The sequence below is a fragment of the Rossellomorea vietnamensis genome, assembly GCF_001305855.1.
Classification (GTDB): Bacteria; Bacillota; Bacilli; order Bacillales; family Bacillaceae_B; genus Rossellomorea; species Rossellomorea vietnamensis_A.
This window is the reverse complement of record NZ_LIXZ01000004.1, coordinates 178,379-197,126: the sequence shown is the minus strand read 5'-3', so window position 1 is coordinate 197,126 and position 18,748 is coordinate 178,379. Positions and strand designations below refer to the sequence as shown.

Genomic DNA, 18,748 nt, shown 5'->3' with positions numbered 1-18,748 from the left:
CAAACCCGAGATACCAACTATATAAGTTTAACATTTCTCAATTGAAAAGAGGGACGGACCTCCAATATGCAATAAAACCCTGGGTTTCATCACGAATTGGAGGTCCGTCCCTCAAATTATTGCGTCGTTTCCTTCTCGATTAAAGATAATCGCAACTCAGAAGGAGGCAATGGCCTGCTAAAATGGTATCCCTGGCCAATCTGACAGCCGTTCCGCTTCAGGAACAACATTTGATTTTCCATTTCTATGCCTTCTGCTATGGTTGTAAAATTCATATTTTGACTCATATCAATGATGGCTTTGACAATGGAAACCTGATTGGAGTCTTCCATAATATCATCCACGAACGATTTATCGATTTTGATGCTGTCAATCGGTAAGTGCCTTAAATTACTCAATGACGAGTAACCCGTTCCAAAGTCATCCATGGAAATCATGACGCCCACCTTTTTCAACTTATTGAGAACTTTCGTTGAGATTTCAAAGTCCTGCATAATGCTCTCTGTTATCTCCAGCTCAAGTCGGTCAGGCTTAAATTTGTATTCTGATAATATTTCTTTTACCATTTCAACAAATCCGCCATCCTTAATCTGTCTGACGGATATGTTGACAGCAACAGGAATGATGCCCATTCCGGTCTCTTCCCACTCTTTGCTCTGTTTACAAGCCTCTCTCAACACCCACTCCCCGATCGGAATGATCAACCCGGTCTCTTCTGCCAGTGGAATAAATTCAGCCGGAGAAACCATCCCCAATGTAGGGTGCTCCCAGCGTATCAACGCTTCTACACCAATTATTTTATGGGTATTGAGGTCCACTTTCGGCTGATAATGGAGGCATAATTGGTCAAATTCCAATACCTTTCGGAGTCCATTTTCAATCTCCATATTCCTTGAAGAAGCCTTTTCTAGTTCCGGATAATAGAACTGATAGTTATTCTTCCCTTGCTCCTTGGCTAAATACATGGCGGTGTCAGCATGTTTAATTAAACTCTCCTGATCTCTCCCATCCTTTGGATACATACTGATACCGATACTCGGGGTGACAAAGAATTCCTGTTTCTGAATGAAGATCGGACTTATGAAACTTTGTAAAATTTCTTTCGTAGTTTCTGCAACTTCTCCTTCATTCATATTGGAGAGAATAATAATAAATTCATCCCCTCCTTGTCTAAACACAATCCCTTTGTCACTTACAACCTTTTTCAATCGAGAGGCGACTTTCCCTAATATGGCATCTCCAGTTGAATGCCCTTTTGTATCATTAATGACTTTAAAGCGATCCAGATCCAAAAATAAAATCGCCATCAATTGATCCGGATTGTCACGTAAAGATCCGCTTAAATGTTGTTTGAATTTATTCCGATTTGGAAGACCGGTCAGTGAATCATAATAGGCCATGACATGAATCGTCTTCTCAGCTTTCTTTCGATTCGTGATATCCCGGCCAACCAATTGAATGGCCGTCCTCCCACCATATAAAATGGGCATAGCTGAAATCTCCAACTCTATCTCATCACCGTTAAAGCGATACACGGTCAGTTCAAAACGTTCACCTGAGGTAGAGCCATAGGTCTCTTCCCTAACCCTCCTGATATTTTCAGCACTGGTAAACCTGGAGACATTTTGGTTGATGATGTCTGCCGGGCTATCTGCACCTATCATCCTGCTTCCCGCTACATTGATATAATCAAACGTTTGATCACTGATCACTGCAATGATATCCGGGGACAAGTCTACTAAACTGCGATATTGATCTTCACTCTCTTTTCGGTTGGTGATATCAAACAACACACTCGTAAAAGAAGTCATTTTCCCGTCTTCATCCAAGGTTGGGATGCCCCGGTCCTGTATCCAGCGAACCTGGCCATCCGGCCTAATAATCCGGTAAATGCTCACACATGCCTGACCGGAACCAAGATTCTTCGCTCTCTCTTCCAATACCGGCATATCTTCGGGATAAATCACTTTTTTCCATAGAAGTGTATCCTGATAGAAATCATTCAACGGATATCCATACAATTTTTCAATACCCGGGGTGATCAAGAGGACATCTGATTTCAAATCATGGGACCAAATAGCCACATCCAGCGTCTCAAAAATATTGTTTAAATTCTTATTGCTATTGGATAATTCCCTGGAAGCACTCCAATTCCCCCTAAAGAGGATGAACAATAGAGCAAGCATACAGACCACTAAACCTGTGTGAAGAAATAATGACCCTTCACCATTCGTTTGATCATTTGTCTTCCATGAAAAATCGAGGATTTCTAAGAAGATCATGGTGATAAAAAGTATGAGGACTGTTTTCTTATTTTGTGTAAAAAACATCATTACGCTCCTGAATATAGAATTTCTACTTATCCAAGTGTACTATTTATGGCTTTCATTCACAATACAGCTAAAAATTTCCTGTCACACTAAAAAAGAACCAACTCCCGCTATTAAGAGTTGGTTCTTCATTCAATACGACACACCCGTCCGAGTGTGTGTCTTCTTAAATTCATTCATATCCGGATCGAAATAATCTTCATTGAATGCAGGAACGAATTTATCGTCCTTCAAGTAACCGGATCCCCATGTCGGATCCAGGGTCACCCATTCCCCATCAAGATTCGCTTCCACCCACGCATGCCTGCCCGGGAAAATGCCCCCTGCCCTGCCTTCCACGAATCTCGCCTCAATATCGCTGGCACGAAGCATGGCAATCGCCAGGTACGCATAATCCTGACACACGCCGGTTTTGGATTCCAGTGTTTTCAATGCACTGTCATCCCAGTTGAAATCATCATTTTCATACTTTTTAACATCATACGAGACATTCTTTGCGACATAATCATAGATGGCTTTTGCCTTGTCCCTGTCACTCCCTTTTCCTGAAGTGACGGTTTCTGCCTGCCCCTTGATTTCAGGGGAGTCCGACTGAACACCACGTGAAGGCAGTAGATCCCGCTTGTCTTCACCTGTGGATTCCACTTCGAACTTCGCAAAGCCGAAAAACCTGAAGTAATCACTGTTCTCTTCCTTGATTTCAGGTACACTGAGGGTCACTTCATACGTTCCCGGCCCAAATCGCAGGTAAAACGAATCATCAAAGTTGAAATCTTCAACAGGGATGACATCCAACGCTTCGTCCTCCCCTTTTTTGGTGGTGATATAAATATGCGTCGTTTCTCGGCCGAATTCTGCTTCCGGATCGATGCTTCCTTTAATCCTGTATTGGCCATCCGACTCCTCTCCCCCAAATCGAGGAAATTCGAGGGTCACTCCCCGCTCACGATACGTATCCGCATACTCAATCGGGCTCATCACCCGGGCGGACTCGTTATCTATAAGAAGAGTGGTCGCCGTCTGGTAGTAATTTTCACGGTCTCCATCCGGAACCAGCACTTCAAGCTCGTGAACCCCTTTTCCGTAAAACAAGGGAACATCATAGTTAAATTCCCCATCCTTCACGGGGATGACTTGCTTCCAATTATCTGAATCCTTCTTTAGTCTGAGCATGATTGTATCTTCATCCGAAAGGCTGGCAGCCTCTCCTTTTAAAGAAAAGACTTCATTGCCTTTGACATAGCTGGATTTCGTACTTAATGACAGTTCCGCATCCTGGCCAAATGGAGTCAGGGTCACATCCCTATTAATCTCAGGATTCACATTATGGACGGTAAAAGACGCCGTATCATAGTAGTAATTTTCACGGTCCTTGCTCGGGAGCTGCACAGAGACGCTATACTCACCTTTCCCGTTGAAAAAGTGGATGTCCTGCTTGAACATGCCGTCTTCGATCGGTGTGTAATATTCGAGTTGCCTTCCTGCTGGTCCTTCTTCATTCGCCCTGACCTTTATCCAGGCAAAGTCCGATTTCAGATCTTGATACTTTTCAATTTCCCCCTTCACGCTCACCTTTCCATTTGCAGCGAATTCTTTATATGTCGGCTCATTGATTGTGACACCGATTTCCTCGCTGTAGGATGTAAGTTTCAGAGGCTCCTCTTCCCCGATCTCTTCGTTCATTTTCTTTACTTCTTTTTCATACGGATATTCTTCTCTTTTATCGGCTTTCGCTTCCCCACTGCTGGCATTCGAGTCACTGCATGCCGTGACAAACAGGAAACTGCTTAACAAACACACTATTAAAATCAAAAACGAACGTTTCTCCCTCATGTCTTCCTCCTCAAACTTCTATACTTCCTACACATACGAACTACACAGATATAAGTTTCTGATTCTATTTTACTATTAATTAAGGGACGGACCTCTAATTTTGATGTCTTCTTTTGAATTAGAGACTGATTTGAGGTCCGTCCCTCTTAATCATAACCACTAAACAACTAAGATTCTAACTTTTTCTGGAAGTTCAACTTTTTGTTATACCCATACTAGAACAATTCTGTTATACTTAACATATAACAAAACTAGGAGGTGACACTTTGTTTATCCAAATTGAACCTCAATCGGATACTCCGATTTATGCTCAGGTAACAAACGGAATCATGGAAGGGATTGTCAGAAATGAACTGCGTCCAGGGGATATCCTTCCTTCTGTACGGAGTCTTGCCGGTGACCTTGGTGTGAACATGCATACCGTGAATAAAAGCTATCATGAATTGGAAAGCAAAGGAGTGATCCGGATTGTTCCTAAGTCGGGTGCGGTCATTTGTTCACCTACCGATGGAACGATTCCAACGCAAAGGTTGAATCAGATATCAGAAGGATTACGGCCGATAGTAGTCGAATCACTCGTCGCAGGCATGAGCGAAAAAGAGATTGCCGAATTAGTCGCATCCATCATTTCAAACGTTAAGGGGGATTAAAAAATGGAAATGACACTTATTTTCGTCACGGTAGGCTTTCTGGCAGCACTTCAAATGGCGGTTCCTTTCATTGTAAAACGAACGGTGGTGTTCGGTGTAACCATTCCTGTTAATGAGGTAAAGAATGTCCAACTTCGTCTGTATAAAAAACGTTATGCCACCCTGACATTGTTCATCTCAATAATCGTGTTGGCCACCTATTTTGTTTGGGCATCGATGAACTCCCTCACCGAAAATCACCTCATATTTGCGGGATTATTTATGCCCTTTGTCATCTTATTCATGTCTATGGCCCTTTATTTTTATTACCATATGAAAGTGACGCAAATGAAAAAGCAAGAGAAGTGGTTCAAGGACCGCAAACAGGTTCGCGTTTCTGAGATAAACCTCAGAACGAAAGATGAAATGCTCCCATGGATCGTATATGTCGTCCCCATGGTCATCACAATAGGGTTAGTGGTATTTACTTTATTAAATTACGCAAGTCTACCGGACCAGATCCCTACCCACTGGGGACCTGATGGCAAGCCTGATGCTTTCACCGGTAAAACGTATCTTGCCGCTTTAACCCTTCCTATCGTGCTACTGGTGATGAATGCCATGTTCCTCGGGATCAATGAACTTACTAGAAATTCCGGCATCAAGCTGAGCGCAGGGAATGTCAAGTCATCCCGCATTCGTCAGCTGCGACTTCGAAAGTACACAAGCTGGCTGTTGTTCTTCATCTCCATCCTGGTTTCCATGCTGTTTACGTTCCTGCAGTTCACCACTCTGTACGAAAACAGCGTCAGTGACCTGCTGATCATCGCGATGCCACTTGCCTTCTCTGCACTTGTCCTTATAGGGACAGTCGTCCTCGCCATTAAGGTGGGGAAAAAGGACTCAGATCTGGATGTTGAAATCCTCGATGAAGGATCCACCGAAGTGATCAACGCAGATGATGATCAATACTGGAAAGGCGGCCTCTTCTACTTCAATCCCGAAGACCCTTCCATCTTCGTCGAAAAACGCTTCGGAGTAGGCTGGACCCTGAATTTCGCAAGACCACTGGGATACATCATACTCATCGGACCACTCCTGGTCATACTAATCGTGACCCTCATATGATGCACAGGGACGGACCTCGAAAATCAAGCAAAGGCGTGACGCAAACGTCGTGCTGATTTGAGCTCCGTCCCTTTTGTTATGCGGATTACACAATTTGTCTTCCTACTGAACACTTCCATTATTCACCTGAAACCGAGGTCCGTCCCTACTAAAAAAGGCTCAATCTCTGGAAATTCGGCTTTTATTATGGACAGATTGTTCGGAATACTATATAAATAGTAGATGGAAACTCACAAAGAAAACGTTTACAACAAGAGATGACAAGGAGGATTCTATGTTAGATGTGCTAGACAAGATTAATTCATTCTTATGGGGGACACCAAGTTTAGTACTATTATTCGGTACGGGTCTATTCTTAACATTTATGCTGAAAGGACTTCAGTTCCGTAAACTGATGTATGCTTTTAAACTTGCATTCACGAAAGAGAAGCCTTCCGCATCCTCTGATCAATCAGAAGGGGATATCAGCAACTTTAAAACACTGATGACAGCTTTATCTGCAACGATTGGAAATGGGAACATTGCCGGAGTGGCAACGGCCCTGACCATCGGGGGACCCGGGGCGATCTTCTGGATGTGGATCGTCGGCCTGCTCGGGATGGCAACGAAATACGCAGAAGCCCTGCTTGCCATGAAATACCGTGTGAAAAATAAAAACGGGGAATACTCCGGTGGTCCTATGTATTATGTAGAAAAGGGCCTCGGAAGTAAGTGGAAGTGGCTTGCGGTGGCATTTGCATTGTTCGGTGCATTCGCCGCTCTCGGCATTGGGAACAGCGTGCAGTCGAATACGATTGCAGACGTCATGAGTACCAGCTTTCACATTAGCAATCTGGTAACAGGAATCGTTCTTGCTGTCCTGACAGGATTGATCATCTTCGGTGGGATTCAGCGGATCAGTACCGTCGCTTCCTTCTTTGTTCCGGTCATGGCGTTTCTGTACATCGGTGGTTCACTTCTGATCATCGTCTTGAATTACGATATGATCATTCCAGCGTTTAAAATGATTTTCTTCTACGCATTCAATCCTGTCGCAGCTGCAGGTGGATTTACAGGGATCATTATTTCAGAAGCGATCCGCAGCGGGGTATCAAGAGGAATCTTCTCAAACGAAGCAGGTCTTGGTACGGCAGCACTCATTGCCGGTAATGCGAAAACCGACCACCCGGTCAAGCAGGCACTTGTAGCCATGACAGGAACATTCATCGTCACGATCGTCGTGTGTACGATGACCGGTCTGGTCCTGTTGATCACAGGTTTCTGGGATCCGACAGGCGGTGCGATTTCAGGTATCGAGCACGCTCCGAGTCTTGACGGCGGGGCATTGACGAGCGCCGCGTTTGGACATGCTCTTGGTATAGTCGGAGAATATATCGTATCCTTCTCCGTCATCTTCTTCGGGTTCTCGACGATCGTCGGATGGTACATGTATGGAGAAAAATGCTTTGAGTATTTGACAAACTATCGATTTGCCAACTCCTACAGGCTTATTTATATTTTTGCCACTGGACTTGGGGCAGTCGCGAACTTAAACCTGGTTTGGGCCTTTGCCGACATGTCCAATGCCTTGATGATGATTCCGAACCTGATTGCATTACTATTACTCTATAAAGTCATCGTTTCGGAGACAAAACATTATTTTAATGAATATATGCCTATGTTGGAAGCTCGTCCGAAAAGAAAAGCAAGTTAAAGAAAACCGGTGTGACCCCTGTCACGCCGGTTTTTTGAATTTGATCAGGCATACCACTTATGCCACATATGGTCATTTCTTCCTCTGGCAAAGGCATCCACCCGGTTTGGTCCCCAGGAAACGACCCCCGGTGAGGAACGCACGCCTCCCCGTGGTGCACCAAGATCCTCCCAGTTGCTCCAACGGGAACCGTTCCACCATTTGTGCCACATATTGTTGTTGTCTCCACGGACGAAGGTGTCGATTCGATTGTTTGCCCACGAAGATGCTGCAGGAGCTCCTTCAAAGCCACGAGGCGGCGATCCGAGATCTTCCCAATTACTCCAGCGGGAGCCGTCCCACCACTTATGCCACATCCGGTCATTGTTTCCACGTACAAAGCAATCGATCCGATTTGGTCCCCATGACACGGCACCCGGTGAGTCCCTCAAGCCGCCTCTTGGAGCGCCCAGATTCTCCCATTGACTCCAGTTTCTGCCGTCCCACCATTTATGCCAAAGATTATTGTCGTATCCCTGGACGAACACATCAAGCCGATTGGCTGACCATGATGATACCGCCGGATCTCCCTTGAAGCCCCGTGGCGGCCCTCCAAGGTCTTCCCATTCACTCCAACTTCTGCCGTCCCACCATTTATGAAAGAGCGTATCCCGATTTCCCCTTACAAAGGTGTCAATCTTATTTCTGCCCCATGATACAGCAGCAGGCGAACTCTTTAATCCCCGTCTTGGAGCTCCGAGGTCCTCCCAATCACTCCAGCGGGAACCGTCCCACCACTTATGATACATTCGATCGTTTTCACTTCTGACAAACGTATCCAGCCGGTTTGCCTGCCAGGATGCAACGGCAGGTGAACCCTTCATCCCCCGTGGCGGTGCCCCAAGATCCTCCCATTCCCTCCAGTTGGCCCGGGAGTCAAATGGATCCGTGTAAACAGGGTCTGAAGCATATCCCTGAAAAGAATAGTTCTGCGGAAAGTAATCCTGGTATGGAACATATTGCTGATAAGTATGAGGTAAAAACATATCTTCATAATCGTTTCTTACTTCTGCTCCAAATGGGTAGCATTCATATGCTGTTGGATAAACCGGATAGCGTCGCTGAAAAAACATACTGCATCCCTCCTCAAGCCTACTGTATGCAGAAGCCCAGATGGGTGAGCATGTACAATGATTGACGTTTTTTTGTAAAGGTTAAAGTATACTTTTCCATAAAGAAAAAAGCACCCTAAAACCTGGGTGCTTATACCCTTATGATCGGAATTAGCCTTTAAACGGCATTGGCTTCTCTAAATTTTTATTGTCTTTGTTCCTGCTAATATTCATTCCCGACCGGACAGCCTTATACCACTGATAACAAAAGATTACGATCAGAATCAAATCAATCATATCACCGCCATAATACATAAGCATCCCTCCACTCTGTGCCTGCTCACGGGGTATTCCGATCGGAGGGTAGGCATATATGTATTTAGACAAGATGCCATGTCCGCTCAAGGCAAGAATCAATACAATCCCTCTGTAAATATATCCTGTTCTATGCGGGGCCGGATCAATATAAATCATGGATATTGTAAAAAGATATCCAGCCAGGAAGACATGGATGTGTATGAATAGATATAGGAGTATATTGTGATGCATTGCCTCGTACAAACTGGTGGTATAAAGAACCCACAGACCTCCAACATTGAGGATGGCAGCGACAATGGGGTCACTCACTATTCCCATAATGCGTCTTTTAAGTATGTAGGACAGTCTCCTGGCAAGGGTGACTGGCAACGTCCGCAGTGTAAGTGTTATCGGAGCAGCGAGTACCAACAGAAGAGGGGCCAGCATTCCTAAAAGCAGATGACCAAGCATATGAAAAGAAAACTCCATATGTGCCCGCTGAGCCACCGGTCCTGATACAGCAACCACTGCACAGCCGACACCGATGATCCATAAAATTGTACGGGAAATCGGCCATTGTTTATGCTTACGATTGGAAACTACCACAGCAAGGAGGTACAGTATTAATACAACTATAAAAGGAACGGCTAGTAGAATATGAGAATTCATTCCCACTCCTTGAGATACGTTTAAGATAGAATGATCAGTTTGCATTTGCGGTATTCTCATATTTTCTATATCTCGTATTCAATACCATTACAACCCCGACAAGAATCATAGCTGCCGCACTCGCATTCCAGACCATATCATAGATAAGGAGATTCTCCACATAACGGATCTGATGAAGCCCCATCAGCTTATGCTGCACTGTTCCGTCATACAATTGAAACCCTCCTGCTCCAAGCAAAATGCCTCCCCACCATCTTTTCTTCCACAGCCCTTTCTTACGGCGTAAGTCAGCGAACATAAACAAACCACCGATAGTAGCAAACCAGCTAAATGCATGAAAAAAACCATCAGATACGAGCCCGATCGATGTGGTGGACTTGTCATAAAAATGATGCCAATGAAGCAACTGATGAAATACTGCTTCATCGATAAATGCCACGATCCCCATCCCAAATAAGATACCGGCCCATAGATTCCGAGTTGAAGACGTCTTTGTGTAGTTTGCTATCATTGTTACAGCATCCTCCTTTATTATTAGCCACTCTACCCTTTCCTGAATATGGGTAAACTTTTCTTAAGACTCGTCCTAAGTGCCCGGTAGATGTATTGAAATACCCGTCTGAACCTATTCTTGATAGGTTTCCCGTGAAGTACCCGGCAATACTAAAAGTAAAAAACAGGACCTTTCGATTAGAAAAAGGCCCTGTCTTTCCATGTTATTCATGAACGATATACTGTTGATACTTCTCAAAGTCACTTACCTTGCACTCAAGGGTCAATTTCGTCCCTGATTCTTCATATTCTGTTTCCACTACATTTGCTTGTTCATTGAAATAAGAAATCAAATGACCTTTATCAAATGGAATAAGCATCTGACACTTTTTGTAGTCTTTAAAAATATAGCTTTTCACAACATGGAGCAATTCGTCCATCCCGATTCTCTTCTTGGCCGATAAATAAATTCGATCCTTTTCGACTCTCGGAACTTCTCCTTCCACTAACTCTGCTTTATTAAAGGCATAGATGACCGGAATATCTCCTACTCCAATGCCTTCAAGCGTTTTGTCAGTCACGTTCATCAATTTCTCATGATGGGGATCAGAATAGTCTACCACGTGTATGATGAGATCCGCTTCCAGTACTTCTTCCAGAGTGGAACGGAACGCCTTGACCAGCTGATGGGGCAGTTTGTTCACGAACCCGACCGTATCTGTCAGGAGAAATTCTTTTTTATCCGGCAGGGTGATGTTCCTTACCGATGTCTCCAGGGTCGCAAATAACATATCCTTCTCGAATACCTGTTTGTTCTCGTTTGGATGGAAGGTTTCGACAAATGCATTCATGGTCGTTGATTTACCCGCATTCGTGTATCCCACAAGGGACACGACGGGAATTTCACTCTTTTTCCGCTGCTTTCGCTGTGTTGTTCGCAAATCAACGAGTGAATCCAGTTCTTTATTCAAAGCTGTGATTTTTTCTTCAATCCGTCGGCGGTCAAGCTCAAGCTTCGTTTCACCGGCTCCACGGTTGGCAAGCCCCGAACCGCCACCCTGACGACCCAGTGATTCCCGGCGACCAACCAGACGGGGCAGCATGTATTGCAGCTGTGCCACCTCGACTTGCAGTTGGGCTTCACGGGTTTTCGCCCGTTCGGCAAAAATATCAAGAATCAGCATCGTTCTGTCCATCACCCGCACATCAAGCTTTTCTTCAAGGACCCTGATCTGCGAGGGAGAGAGCTCATCGTTCGTAATGAGAACATCGGCATCCCATTCTTCAATAAGTGGCAACAGTTCGTCAATCTTCCCTTTTCCGATATAATGCACATGATTCGGCCGGGGCAGGTTTTGCGTAAGTTCGCCGACGACATCGATTTGCCTGGCATCGGCCAATCCTTTCAACTCTAAGATCGAATACTCAAAGTCATTGTTCTTATCCTTCGTATTAACGCCTATGGCGATGGCTTTTAATCTTTCTTCCATTACATAGTCACTTCCTGTTTGGTTATTTTGGTAATGATGGTGCAGAAAAAAACACAGGCCTCCGCCTGTGCTTTTTGTAAATGGATTTGAATCTACCAATGGCACAAGAAGAAGACCGCATTTTCCCCTTTTGTGTTTTTTTCAATAAAAAACACAAAATAGCGCCTCTTGGTAAGTATTCAATTCTATTTTTAAGAGAGTGTCATGGACACTCCCTTCCTTCATTTCACGTTAAATGAAGAATTCCTTTAAAAATAGTCAGACCAATCCCATTTACCCTGCACACAGGCAGAGCCTTTGAACTTATTCAATTAAGCGTTCAAATTGCGGATGCGTAGTCTGATCAAAATCAAAAGGAAAACCTCCATTTCTCATAAGTTACAACCATTCTACCACACCCCGTGATGGATGGGAAGATATGGTTTGAGGGACGGACCTCCAAATCCATTGATTAAGAGTTCCTGCAAAGGATATTTTGAGGTCCGTCCCTCACCACATTACCTCACTAAAGAAAAGAACCCCCCATTCTTCCCCTTTTCCGGTAAATTCACAAACGGATAAGGGGTAATTAAGAGGTCCGTCCCTCAAGCCTACAGGAGATCTTTGAAGTCCCGAGCTTGGAGGTCGAGTCGCCGGGCTGTGCTGCCGATTTCTTTGAAAGCGAGGACGGCCTGCTGGTTGCGGTCCTGGTTATTTGAAATGCCTGATTGTGACCGGACCGTACCTTCATTGATTTTCTTGATTTCGCCTGTGATTCCTTCCACATGGGAGTTCACTTCCTGAATTGAATCCTGGACCCTCGTGGCAAGCTTTCTGACTTCTCCGGCTACGACATTGAATCCTCTTCCATGTTCTCCGGCCCGTGCCGCTTCGATCGCTGCATTCAGCGCAAGGAGATTAGTTTGAGTCGCAATGTCCCTAATCGTTTTGACAATATTACCGATTGAATTTGCTTGCAGAGTAAGAGACTTCAGCGTTTCCATATTCTCATTCGAGTCATGCACCAGTTTCCCCGTGGCCATGGCCGCTTCTTCACTTCTTGTCATACCCTGCTCCGCTTTTTCACTTAACTCTTCAGACATCTTCTGTAATTCAGAAGCGACCTTTTCAATCGTTGTTTCCCGCTCCGTAATATCCGTCGCAATCTTGACAACACCTTCAAGCTTTCCTTCTTCGTTATAAACTGGTGTGTATGTAGCCTCAAGCCAAAGAAGTTTCCCAGTCTTCGTGACCCGCTGAATTTTCTCCTGAAAGCTTTTCCCACTTCTTAAGTCCCGCCACAATTTCTTATAATCCAGACTTCCGGCAAACTCCGTTGTACAAAATGCCTGATGGTGCAACCCAATCATTTCTTCTGCATCATATTCCATCGTACTTGCGAAATTCCCGTTCACCCATAACACATTTCCGTTAACATCGAATTCAATCATGGCAAGCGATTCTTCAATGGCTGCAAGTAAAGCAGATTCCCCAAACACTTGAGTACTATTTCTTGATCTTGTTTTCAGCACTTCGCAACACTTCCTCTTTTTGAACAGTATTAGTAGAGACAAGACAAATATGTACCAAAGAGAAATTAGTCGTTGTTATAAAGGCTCTCCGTTTGGCGTGTGCTGGCCGGTTGCGCCACTCTCTCCTATTCACAAACAGCGCCCATTTTACCAATGAATGATCTTTGCTTCCAACTTATATATTTGTAAGACTATCCTACTAGGTAACTCATTAATTAACAACTATTATCCTCTGAATTTTATAAATCTTCTCCCATTTGAAGATTTAAACGAAAAAGGACCCCCATCCCACATACAACCCTATGATGTAAAGGATGCCGTAAGATTGGAGGTCCGTCCCTCATACATATTATTCAGTGCCCTTTTTCCACTCTTCTTCTTCGATCAGCATTTTACCCGGCCATGTGTAAGCCATGATGCCTCCGTCTGCTGTGATGTCTTCACCAGTTACGTAGGAGCTGTCATCCGATGCGAGGAACAGGGCCACCGTGGACATTTCTTCAGGCCTACCCAAACGGCCCATCGGTGTGATCCACTTATTGACTTCCCTGAATTTCTCTCCCATCTTATCCTGTTTGCTCCCGACAAGATCGTCAATTAAAGGAGTCTCGATTGTTCCGGGTGAAAGAGAATTCACACGGATGCCATGTCTTGCATAATCAATCGCCATGCCCTTCGTAAAGTTGATAATGCCTCCCTTTGCAGCATTGTAGCCAGACCGGTCCAAATCTGCCGCTTGCCCGGACATGGACGCCGTATTTATAATGGACCCACCGTTTTCAAGCATAAGCGGGATTAAATATTTGCTGCATAAAAAGGTACCTCTGAGATCCACTGCGATGATTCGATCAAATAGTTCGACAGGATATTCATGCACTTTTCCACCCTGTTCATCGACCCCTGCGTTGTTAAAGAGGACATCGATCACACCAAATTTCTTCTTTATCTCTTCAGCAAATGACGTGACACTTTCCTCACTGGAAACATCAACTTGAAATGCCACTGCATTTCCGCCCTCATCTTTGATCTCGTCCACTGTTCTATTCATTTCCTCTTCATTCACATCTGCACATACCACAGTCGCTCCTTCACGCGCAAACACTTTGGCAGTCGCTGCCCCAATCCCAGTTGCAGCTCCTGTAATCACCGCAACCTTATCTTCTAACCTTCCCATAAAGTAAAACCTCCTTGAAATATCTCATGGAAAGTATTTTCCCCTTATGTGAAATAGTAAACATAGAGAGGGACGGACCTCCCTGAAGCCTGTTTCATCCTCGAATGAAAGGCATTTGGAGGTCCGTCCCTCTTAAATGAAATTATACTAGCATCCCAAAGTACTGCAAACGGCGTTTTTCAATACAGTTACCAGGTTGCTGTTTGGAGCCAAGATCGATACTAATAGCCAAGCGACCAGCAATAATACGGCAATCAGAAAGGTGACAAGTCCTAAAGACATCTAAATCCCCCCTTTCTATTTATAACTCTAGTAAGTGAGCTCTCTTACAAACTTATTCTATGAAAAAATGATAGAATCGGACCGGCTAATATAATAGAAGAGAAAAAAAGGGCAGTACTCCTTCTTAACAAAACCTTCACAAACAATGGGTATTTCGTGTGATTGAGATAACCTTTATATGGGTATACACTATACTGGAATGAACATTCATTCCGCATTACCGTTATGAAAGGCTGAGTCGGTATGTCAATGGCATTAAATAAACGGGAGAGCATTGTAGCGAGTTCACTGGCTCTATTTGGAGAGCGGGGTTATGATGCCACGACGATTCCCATGATTGCCTCGTCTGCAGGCGTGGGAGCAGGAACCATCTATCGCTATTTTGAAAATAAAGAAGTCCTTGGAAATACGATATTTCAAGAATATGTGAAGATTTTTACTGAAACAGTGGAAAATGCTTTCCCTTACGAGCAATCGATACGGGATCAATTTCATCATATTTTCCAATCAATGATTCAGTTTACAAAAGAACAAAGCCAGGCGCTCTACTTCATCCGAACACATAGCAGCGCTCATTTCCTGAATGAAGAAAGTCACACATGCTTCGCGGAACTGTTGAATCTATTTAAATGCTTCTTCGATTTTGGGAAAGAAAAGAAGGTCATCAAGAATCTGCCTTCGACTGCATTGATCGCCATTCTTTATGGTGCCTTTCTCGAGCTTCAGCGACTTGTCCGGATCGGGGAATTAGAGCCTGATACTTCCATGCTTTCAGAAGTAGAGGAAAGTATGTGGGATGCTGTTCGATTACATGTGTGAGAAACGATCTGTTTCTCATGCCTCACGCGGAATGAACGTTCATTCCGCACAACCAATCAAACCATTATACGAGGTGAAGGAACCATGACACATCAATCTCAATATCCACAACCGAAAACATATGGACCACTCGGGAATTTGCCCGTAATCGATAAAGAAAAACCACTACAATCATTTATGAAACTTGCCAGGGAACTGGGGCCAATCTATCAGTTCCAATTTCCAGGCAGAATGAGCACCTTCGTTTCAAGTGCTTCCCTTGCAAAAGAAATATGCGATGAAACCCGTTTTGATAAAAAAGTCGGACCTGCCCTGCAAAAAGTGAGAGCCTTCGGTGGAGACGGACTTTTCACCAGTGAAACGAAAGAGATTAACTGGAAGAAGGCACATAATATCTTACTGCCAAGTTTCAGCCAGCAGGCCATGAAAGGGTACCACTCAAAGATGGTGGATCTCGCCACCCAGCTCATCCAAAAATGGGCGCGCTTAAATCCTGCAGATGAAATCGATGTCCCTGAGGATATGACCCGTCTGACCCTGGATACCATCGGGCTCTGCGGTTTCAATTACCGTTTCAACAGCTTCTACAGAGAAACTTCCCACCCCTTTGTCGACAGTATGGTCCGGGCTCTGGATGAAGCGATGAACCAATCACAGCGCCTCGGCGTTCAAGATAAACTGATGATCAAATCGAAAAAACAATTCAGGGAAGACATTGAGTACATGTTCTCCCTTGTCGACAATTTGATTGCCGACCGCAAGGCAAACGGGGATCAAGGGGAAGATGACCTCCTCTCCTATATGTTGAAAGGAACAGATCCTGAAACAGGCGAGGCACTCAGTGACGAAAACATCCGCTTTCAAATCATTACCTTCTTGATTGCAGGTCACGAAACAACAAGCGGACTCCTCTCCTTCGCCCTTTACTATTTGATGAACCATCCGGAAAAACTGAAAAAGGCTCAAGAGGAAGTCGACAGCGTTGTTGGCGATGCCATTCCTGATTATAAACAGGTGAAACAGTTGAAGTATGTCCGCATGGTCCTGAATGAAACCCTGCGTCTGTGGCCTACCGCTCCTGCATTTTCTGTGTATGCGAAAAACGACACCACTCTTGAGGGCAAATATGATGTCAAAAAAGATGATGTATTCACTTTGCTCATTCCTGAATTACACCGGGACTCATCCGTCTGGGGGGATGACGTGGAAGCATTCATTCCTGAACGCTTCGAGGACCCATCTTCCATTCCCTATCACGCGTACAAACCGTTTGGAAATGGCCAGCGTGCCTGCATCGGGCAGCAGTTTGCCCTTCATGAAGCGACACTGGTGCTCGGCATGGTCCTGCAGCACTTTGACCTGATCGATCATCAAAACTATCAACTCGATGTCAAAGAAACCTTGACTCTCAAGCCCGATGGATTAACGATGCGGGTCACACCCCGTAAGCCGGCCATGTCATTTTCCATTGCTTCGTCTGAAGAAACAAAACCGGAAAAAGCGACTTCACCTATCGAGGTAGAATCATCCCACGGCACCCCCTTACTCGTCCTATATGGTTCAAACATGGGAACGGCGGAAGGAATCGCCCGGGATCTAGGGGAAACTGGCCGTCAACAAGGATTCCGGACAGAGATAGCTTCCTTAGATGAGTACAGTGATGGACTCCCAACCAAAGGAGCGGTCATCTTAGTCTCTGCTTCCTACAACGGAAACCCACCTGACAATGCTGGTAAATTCATTTCCATGCTGAAAGAAAGTGAGTCTGATGACTTTGCAGGTGTCCATTACGCAGTGTTCGGATGTGGTGACCATAACTGGGCTACTACGTATCAAAGGATCCCTAACTTCATAGATGAACAGCTATTTGAAAAAGGCGGGCACCGCATCGCGAAAATCGGGCATGGTGATGCAAGCGATGACTTTGAAGGGGATTATGAAAAATGGGCGGAGACTCTTTGGCCGAAACTGGCTGAAGACTTAAACATCGAACTCCATCAGAATGATCAATCAAACAGCTCGATTACAATGAACTACGTCAGTGATGTGAGTGACACACCGCTTGCTCGCACTCACCATGCCTTTACAGCGATGGTGAATGAGAATACAGAGTTACAACACGCAGAAAGTGGCAGGAACACAAGACATATCGCCCTCTCTCTTCCAGAAGGTGTTACCTATAAGGAAGGCGATCATATCGGGGTCCTTCCGCAAAATCCATCGTCTATTGTCGAGCGAGTGCTCAGTCGATTCAACCTGAACGGACAGGATTTCGTTACCTTAACAGGCGATTCAGGTAAAGCGGCGCACCTCCCTACAGAAAAGCCTGTAAAACTTTATGAATTACTGGCCAATTATGTAGAGTTCCAAGAACCCGCTACACGTTCTCAAATCAGGACTCTTGCCGCTCACACCGTCTGCCCTCCTCACGTCGTTGAGCTCGAGGAATTACTGAAGGATGAGACGTATAAAGAGGCAGTATTAAGTAAACGAATAACGATGCTCGATCTTGTGGAAAAGTACATGGCATGTGAAATACCGTTTGAAAGCTTCCTTGCACTTCTCCCTTCATTAAAGGCACGCTATTATTCAATCTCAAGCTCACCTTTATATAAAAACGGAGAAGCAACCATCACCGTCAGCGTCGTCCGTGGAGATGCCTGGAGCGGACATGGTGAATACAAAGGAATCGCATCCAACTACCTGGCAGAGCGATCTCAAGGAGACAAAATCGCCTGCTTCATCAACACACCACAATCGAACTTCCAGCTGCCTGAGAATACGGAAACTCCGATTGTCATGATCGGACCTGGAACGGGAATCGCACCATTCAGAGGATTCATCCAGGCACGAAGCATTCTGAAGGAGCAGGGAAAATCACTCGGCGAAGCACAACTCTACTTCGGTTGCCGAAATCCTGAGCACGATTACCTGTACCAGGACGAATTGGAGAGTGCGGAACAAGAAGGAATCGTCACACTTCACACGGCATTCTCAAGATGCCCTGGTCAAGAAAAAGCATACGTCCAGCACCGACTGGCAGAAAATGCAGAAGATATCCTGCCGTTATTAAAAAATGGCGGGCGTCTATACATTTGTGGTGACGGAAGTAAAATGGCTCCAGATGTCGAGCAGACTCTGGTAGAAAGCTACATGCGTATCTATCAAACATCGAAAGAAGAAGCAGATCGATGGATGAGATCATTGGAAGAGGATGGTCGATACGCGAAGGATGTTTGGGCTGGAGCTTGATTTAATAGAGGCGAATCCTTATAGGGTTCGCTTTTTTAGTCATCATAATTGATTCGGT

The 18,748-nt window shown here is 44.9% G+C and carries 14 protein-coding genes; 5 read left to right on the top strand and 9 right to left on the bottom strand.

What is annotated here, in order from left to right; all coding sequences use genetic code 11:
• Positions 1 to 116: 116 nt before the first annotated feature.
• Both AM506_RS07210 and AM506_RS07205 read right to left on the bottom strand, forming a co-directional pair.
• Positions 117 to 2,330, bottom strand: a complete 2,214-nt coding sequence (locus AM506_RS07210; protein WP_235576062.1) for a bifunctional diguanylate cyclase/phosphodiesterase — start codon at positions 2,328 to 2,330, stop codon at positions 117 to 119.
• A 132-nt stretch (positions 2,331 to 2,462) separates the two neighbouring features.
• Positions 2,463 to 4,163, bottom strand: a complete 1,701-nt coding sequence (locus tag AM506_RS07205) for a transglutaminase domain-containing protein (protein WP_060671807.1) — start codon at positions 4,161 to 4,163, stop codon at positions 2,463 to 2,465.
• Positions 4,164 to 4,429: 266 nt separating this feature from the next.
• On the opposite strand from AM506_RS07205, the gene AM506_RS07200 reads away from it, so the two are divergent.
• The 3 genes from AM506_RS07200 (at position 4,430) to AM506_RS07190 (ending at position 7,613) form a co-directional block, all read left to right on the top strand.
• Positions 4,430 to 4,813: a GntR family transcriptional regulator gene (locus AM506_RS07200; RefSeq protein ID WP_060671806.1), complete on the top strand. Its 384-nt coding sequence runs from the start codon at positions 4,430 to 4,432 to the stop codon at positions 4,811 to 4,813.
• A gap of 3 nt (positions 4,814 to 4,816) precedes the next feature.
• Positions 4,817 to 5,920 (top strand): DUF1648 domain-containing protein, encoded by a 1,104-nt coding sequence (locus tag AM506_RS07195; protein WP_235576061.1) that lies wholly within the window; start codon positions 4,817 to 4,819, stop codon positions 5,918 to 5,920.
• A 274-nt stretch (positions 5,921 to 6,194) separates the two neighbouring features.
• Positions 6,195 to 7,613: an alanine/glycine:cation symporter family protein gene (locus AM506_RS07190; protein ID WP_060671805.1), complete on the top strand. Its 1,419-nt coding sequence runs from the start codon at positions 6,195 to 6,197 to the stop codon at positions 7,611 to 7,613.
• Between the two features lie 44 nt (positions 7,614 to 7,657).
• On the opposite strand, the gene AM506_RS07185 is transcribed toward AM506_RS07190, so the two are convergent.
• The 7 genes from AM506_RS07185 to AM506_RS23295 all read right to left on the bottom strand — a co-directional run bounded on the left by AM506_RS07185 (position 7,658) and on the right by AM506_RS23295 (position 14,619).
• A complete protein-coding gene (locus tag AM506_RS07185; protein ID WP_152968544.1) occupies positions 7,658 to 8,725 on the bottom strand; it encodes a carbohydrate-binding protein in 1,068 nt (355 codons plus the stop codon).
• Between the two features lie 150 nt (positions 8,726 to 8,875).
• Positions 8,876 to 9,670 (bottom strand): cytochrome c oxidase assembly protein, encoded by a 795-nt coding sequence (locus AM506_RS07180; protein ID WP_235576060.1) that lies wholly within the window; start codon positions 9,668 to 9,670, stop codon positions 8,876 to 8,878.
• Positions 9,671 to 9,704: 34 nt separating this feature from the next.
• Entirely contained in the window at positions 9,705 to 10,181 is a 477-nt protein-coding gene (locus AM506_RS07175) for a DUF2243 domain-containing protein (RefSeq protein WP_060671803.1), read from the bottom strand.
• Between the two features lie 205 nt (positions 10,182 to 10,386).
• Positions 10,387 to 11,652: a GTPase HflX gene (gene hflX / locus AM506_RS07170; protein ID WP_060671802.1), complete on the bottom strand. Its 1,266-nt coding sequence runs from the start codon at positions 11,650 to 11,652 to the stop codon at positions 10,387 to 10,389.
• A 590-nt stretch (positions 11,653 to 12,242) separates the two neighbouring features.
• On the bottom strand, positions 12,243 to 13,163 hold the full coding sequence (locus tag AM506_RS23390; RefSeq protein ID WP_060671801.1) for a methyl-accepting chemotaxis protein: 921 nt from the start codon (positions 13,161 to 13,163) through the stop codon (positions 12,243 to 12,245).
• A gap of 349 nt (positions 13,164 to 13,512) precedes the next feature.
• On the bottom strand, positions 13,513 to 14,337 hold the full coding sequence (locus AM506_RS07160; RefSeq protein ID WP_060671800.1) for an SDR family oxidoreductase: 825 nt from the start codon (positions 14,335 to 14,337) through the stop codon (positions 13,513 to 13,515).
• Positions 14,338 to 14,484: 147 nt separating this feature from the next.
• On the bottom strand, positions 14,485 to 14,619 hold the full coding sequence (locus tag AM506_RS23295) for a hypothetical protein (RefSeq protein ID WP_268788380.1): 135 nt from the start codon (positions 14,617 to 14,619) through the stop codon (positions 14,485 to 14,487).
• 243 nt (positions 14,620 to 14,862) lie between these two features.
• Here AM506_RS23295 and AM506_RS07155 point away from each other — a divergent pair, with 243 nt between their 5' ends.
• Entirely contained in the window at positions 14,863 to 15,438 is a 576-nt protein-coding gene (locus tag AM506_RS07155; protein ID WP_060671799.1) for a TetR/AcrR family transcriptional regulator, read from the top strand.
• A gap of 84 nt (positions 15,439 to 15,522) precedes the next feature.
• A complete protein-coding gene (locus tag AM506_RS07150; RefSeq protein WP_060671798.1) occupies positions 15,523 to 18,690 on the top strand; it encodes a bifunctional cytochrome P450/NADPH--P450 reductase in 3,168 nt (1,055 codons plus the stop codon).
• The last annotated feature ends 58 nt before the right edge of the window (positions 18,691 to 18,748 follow it).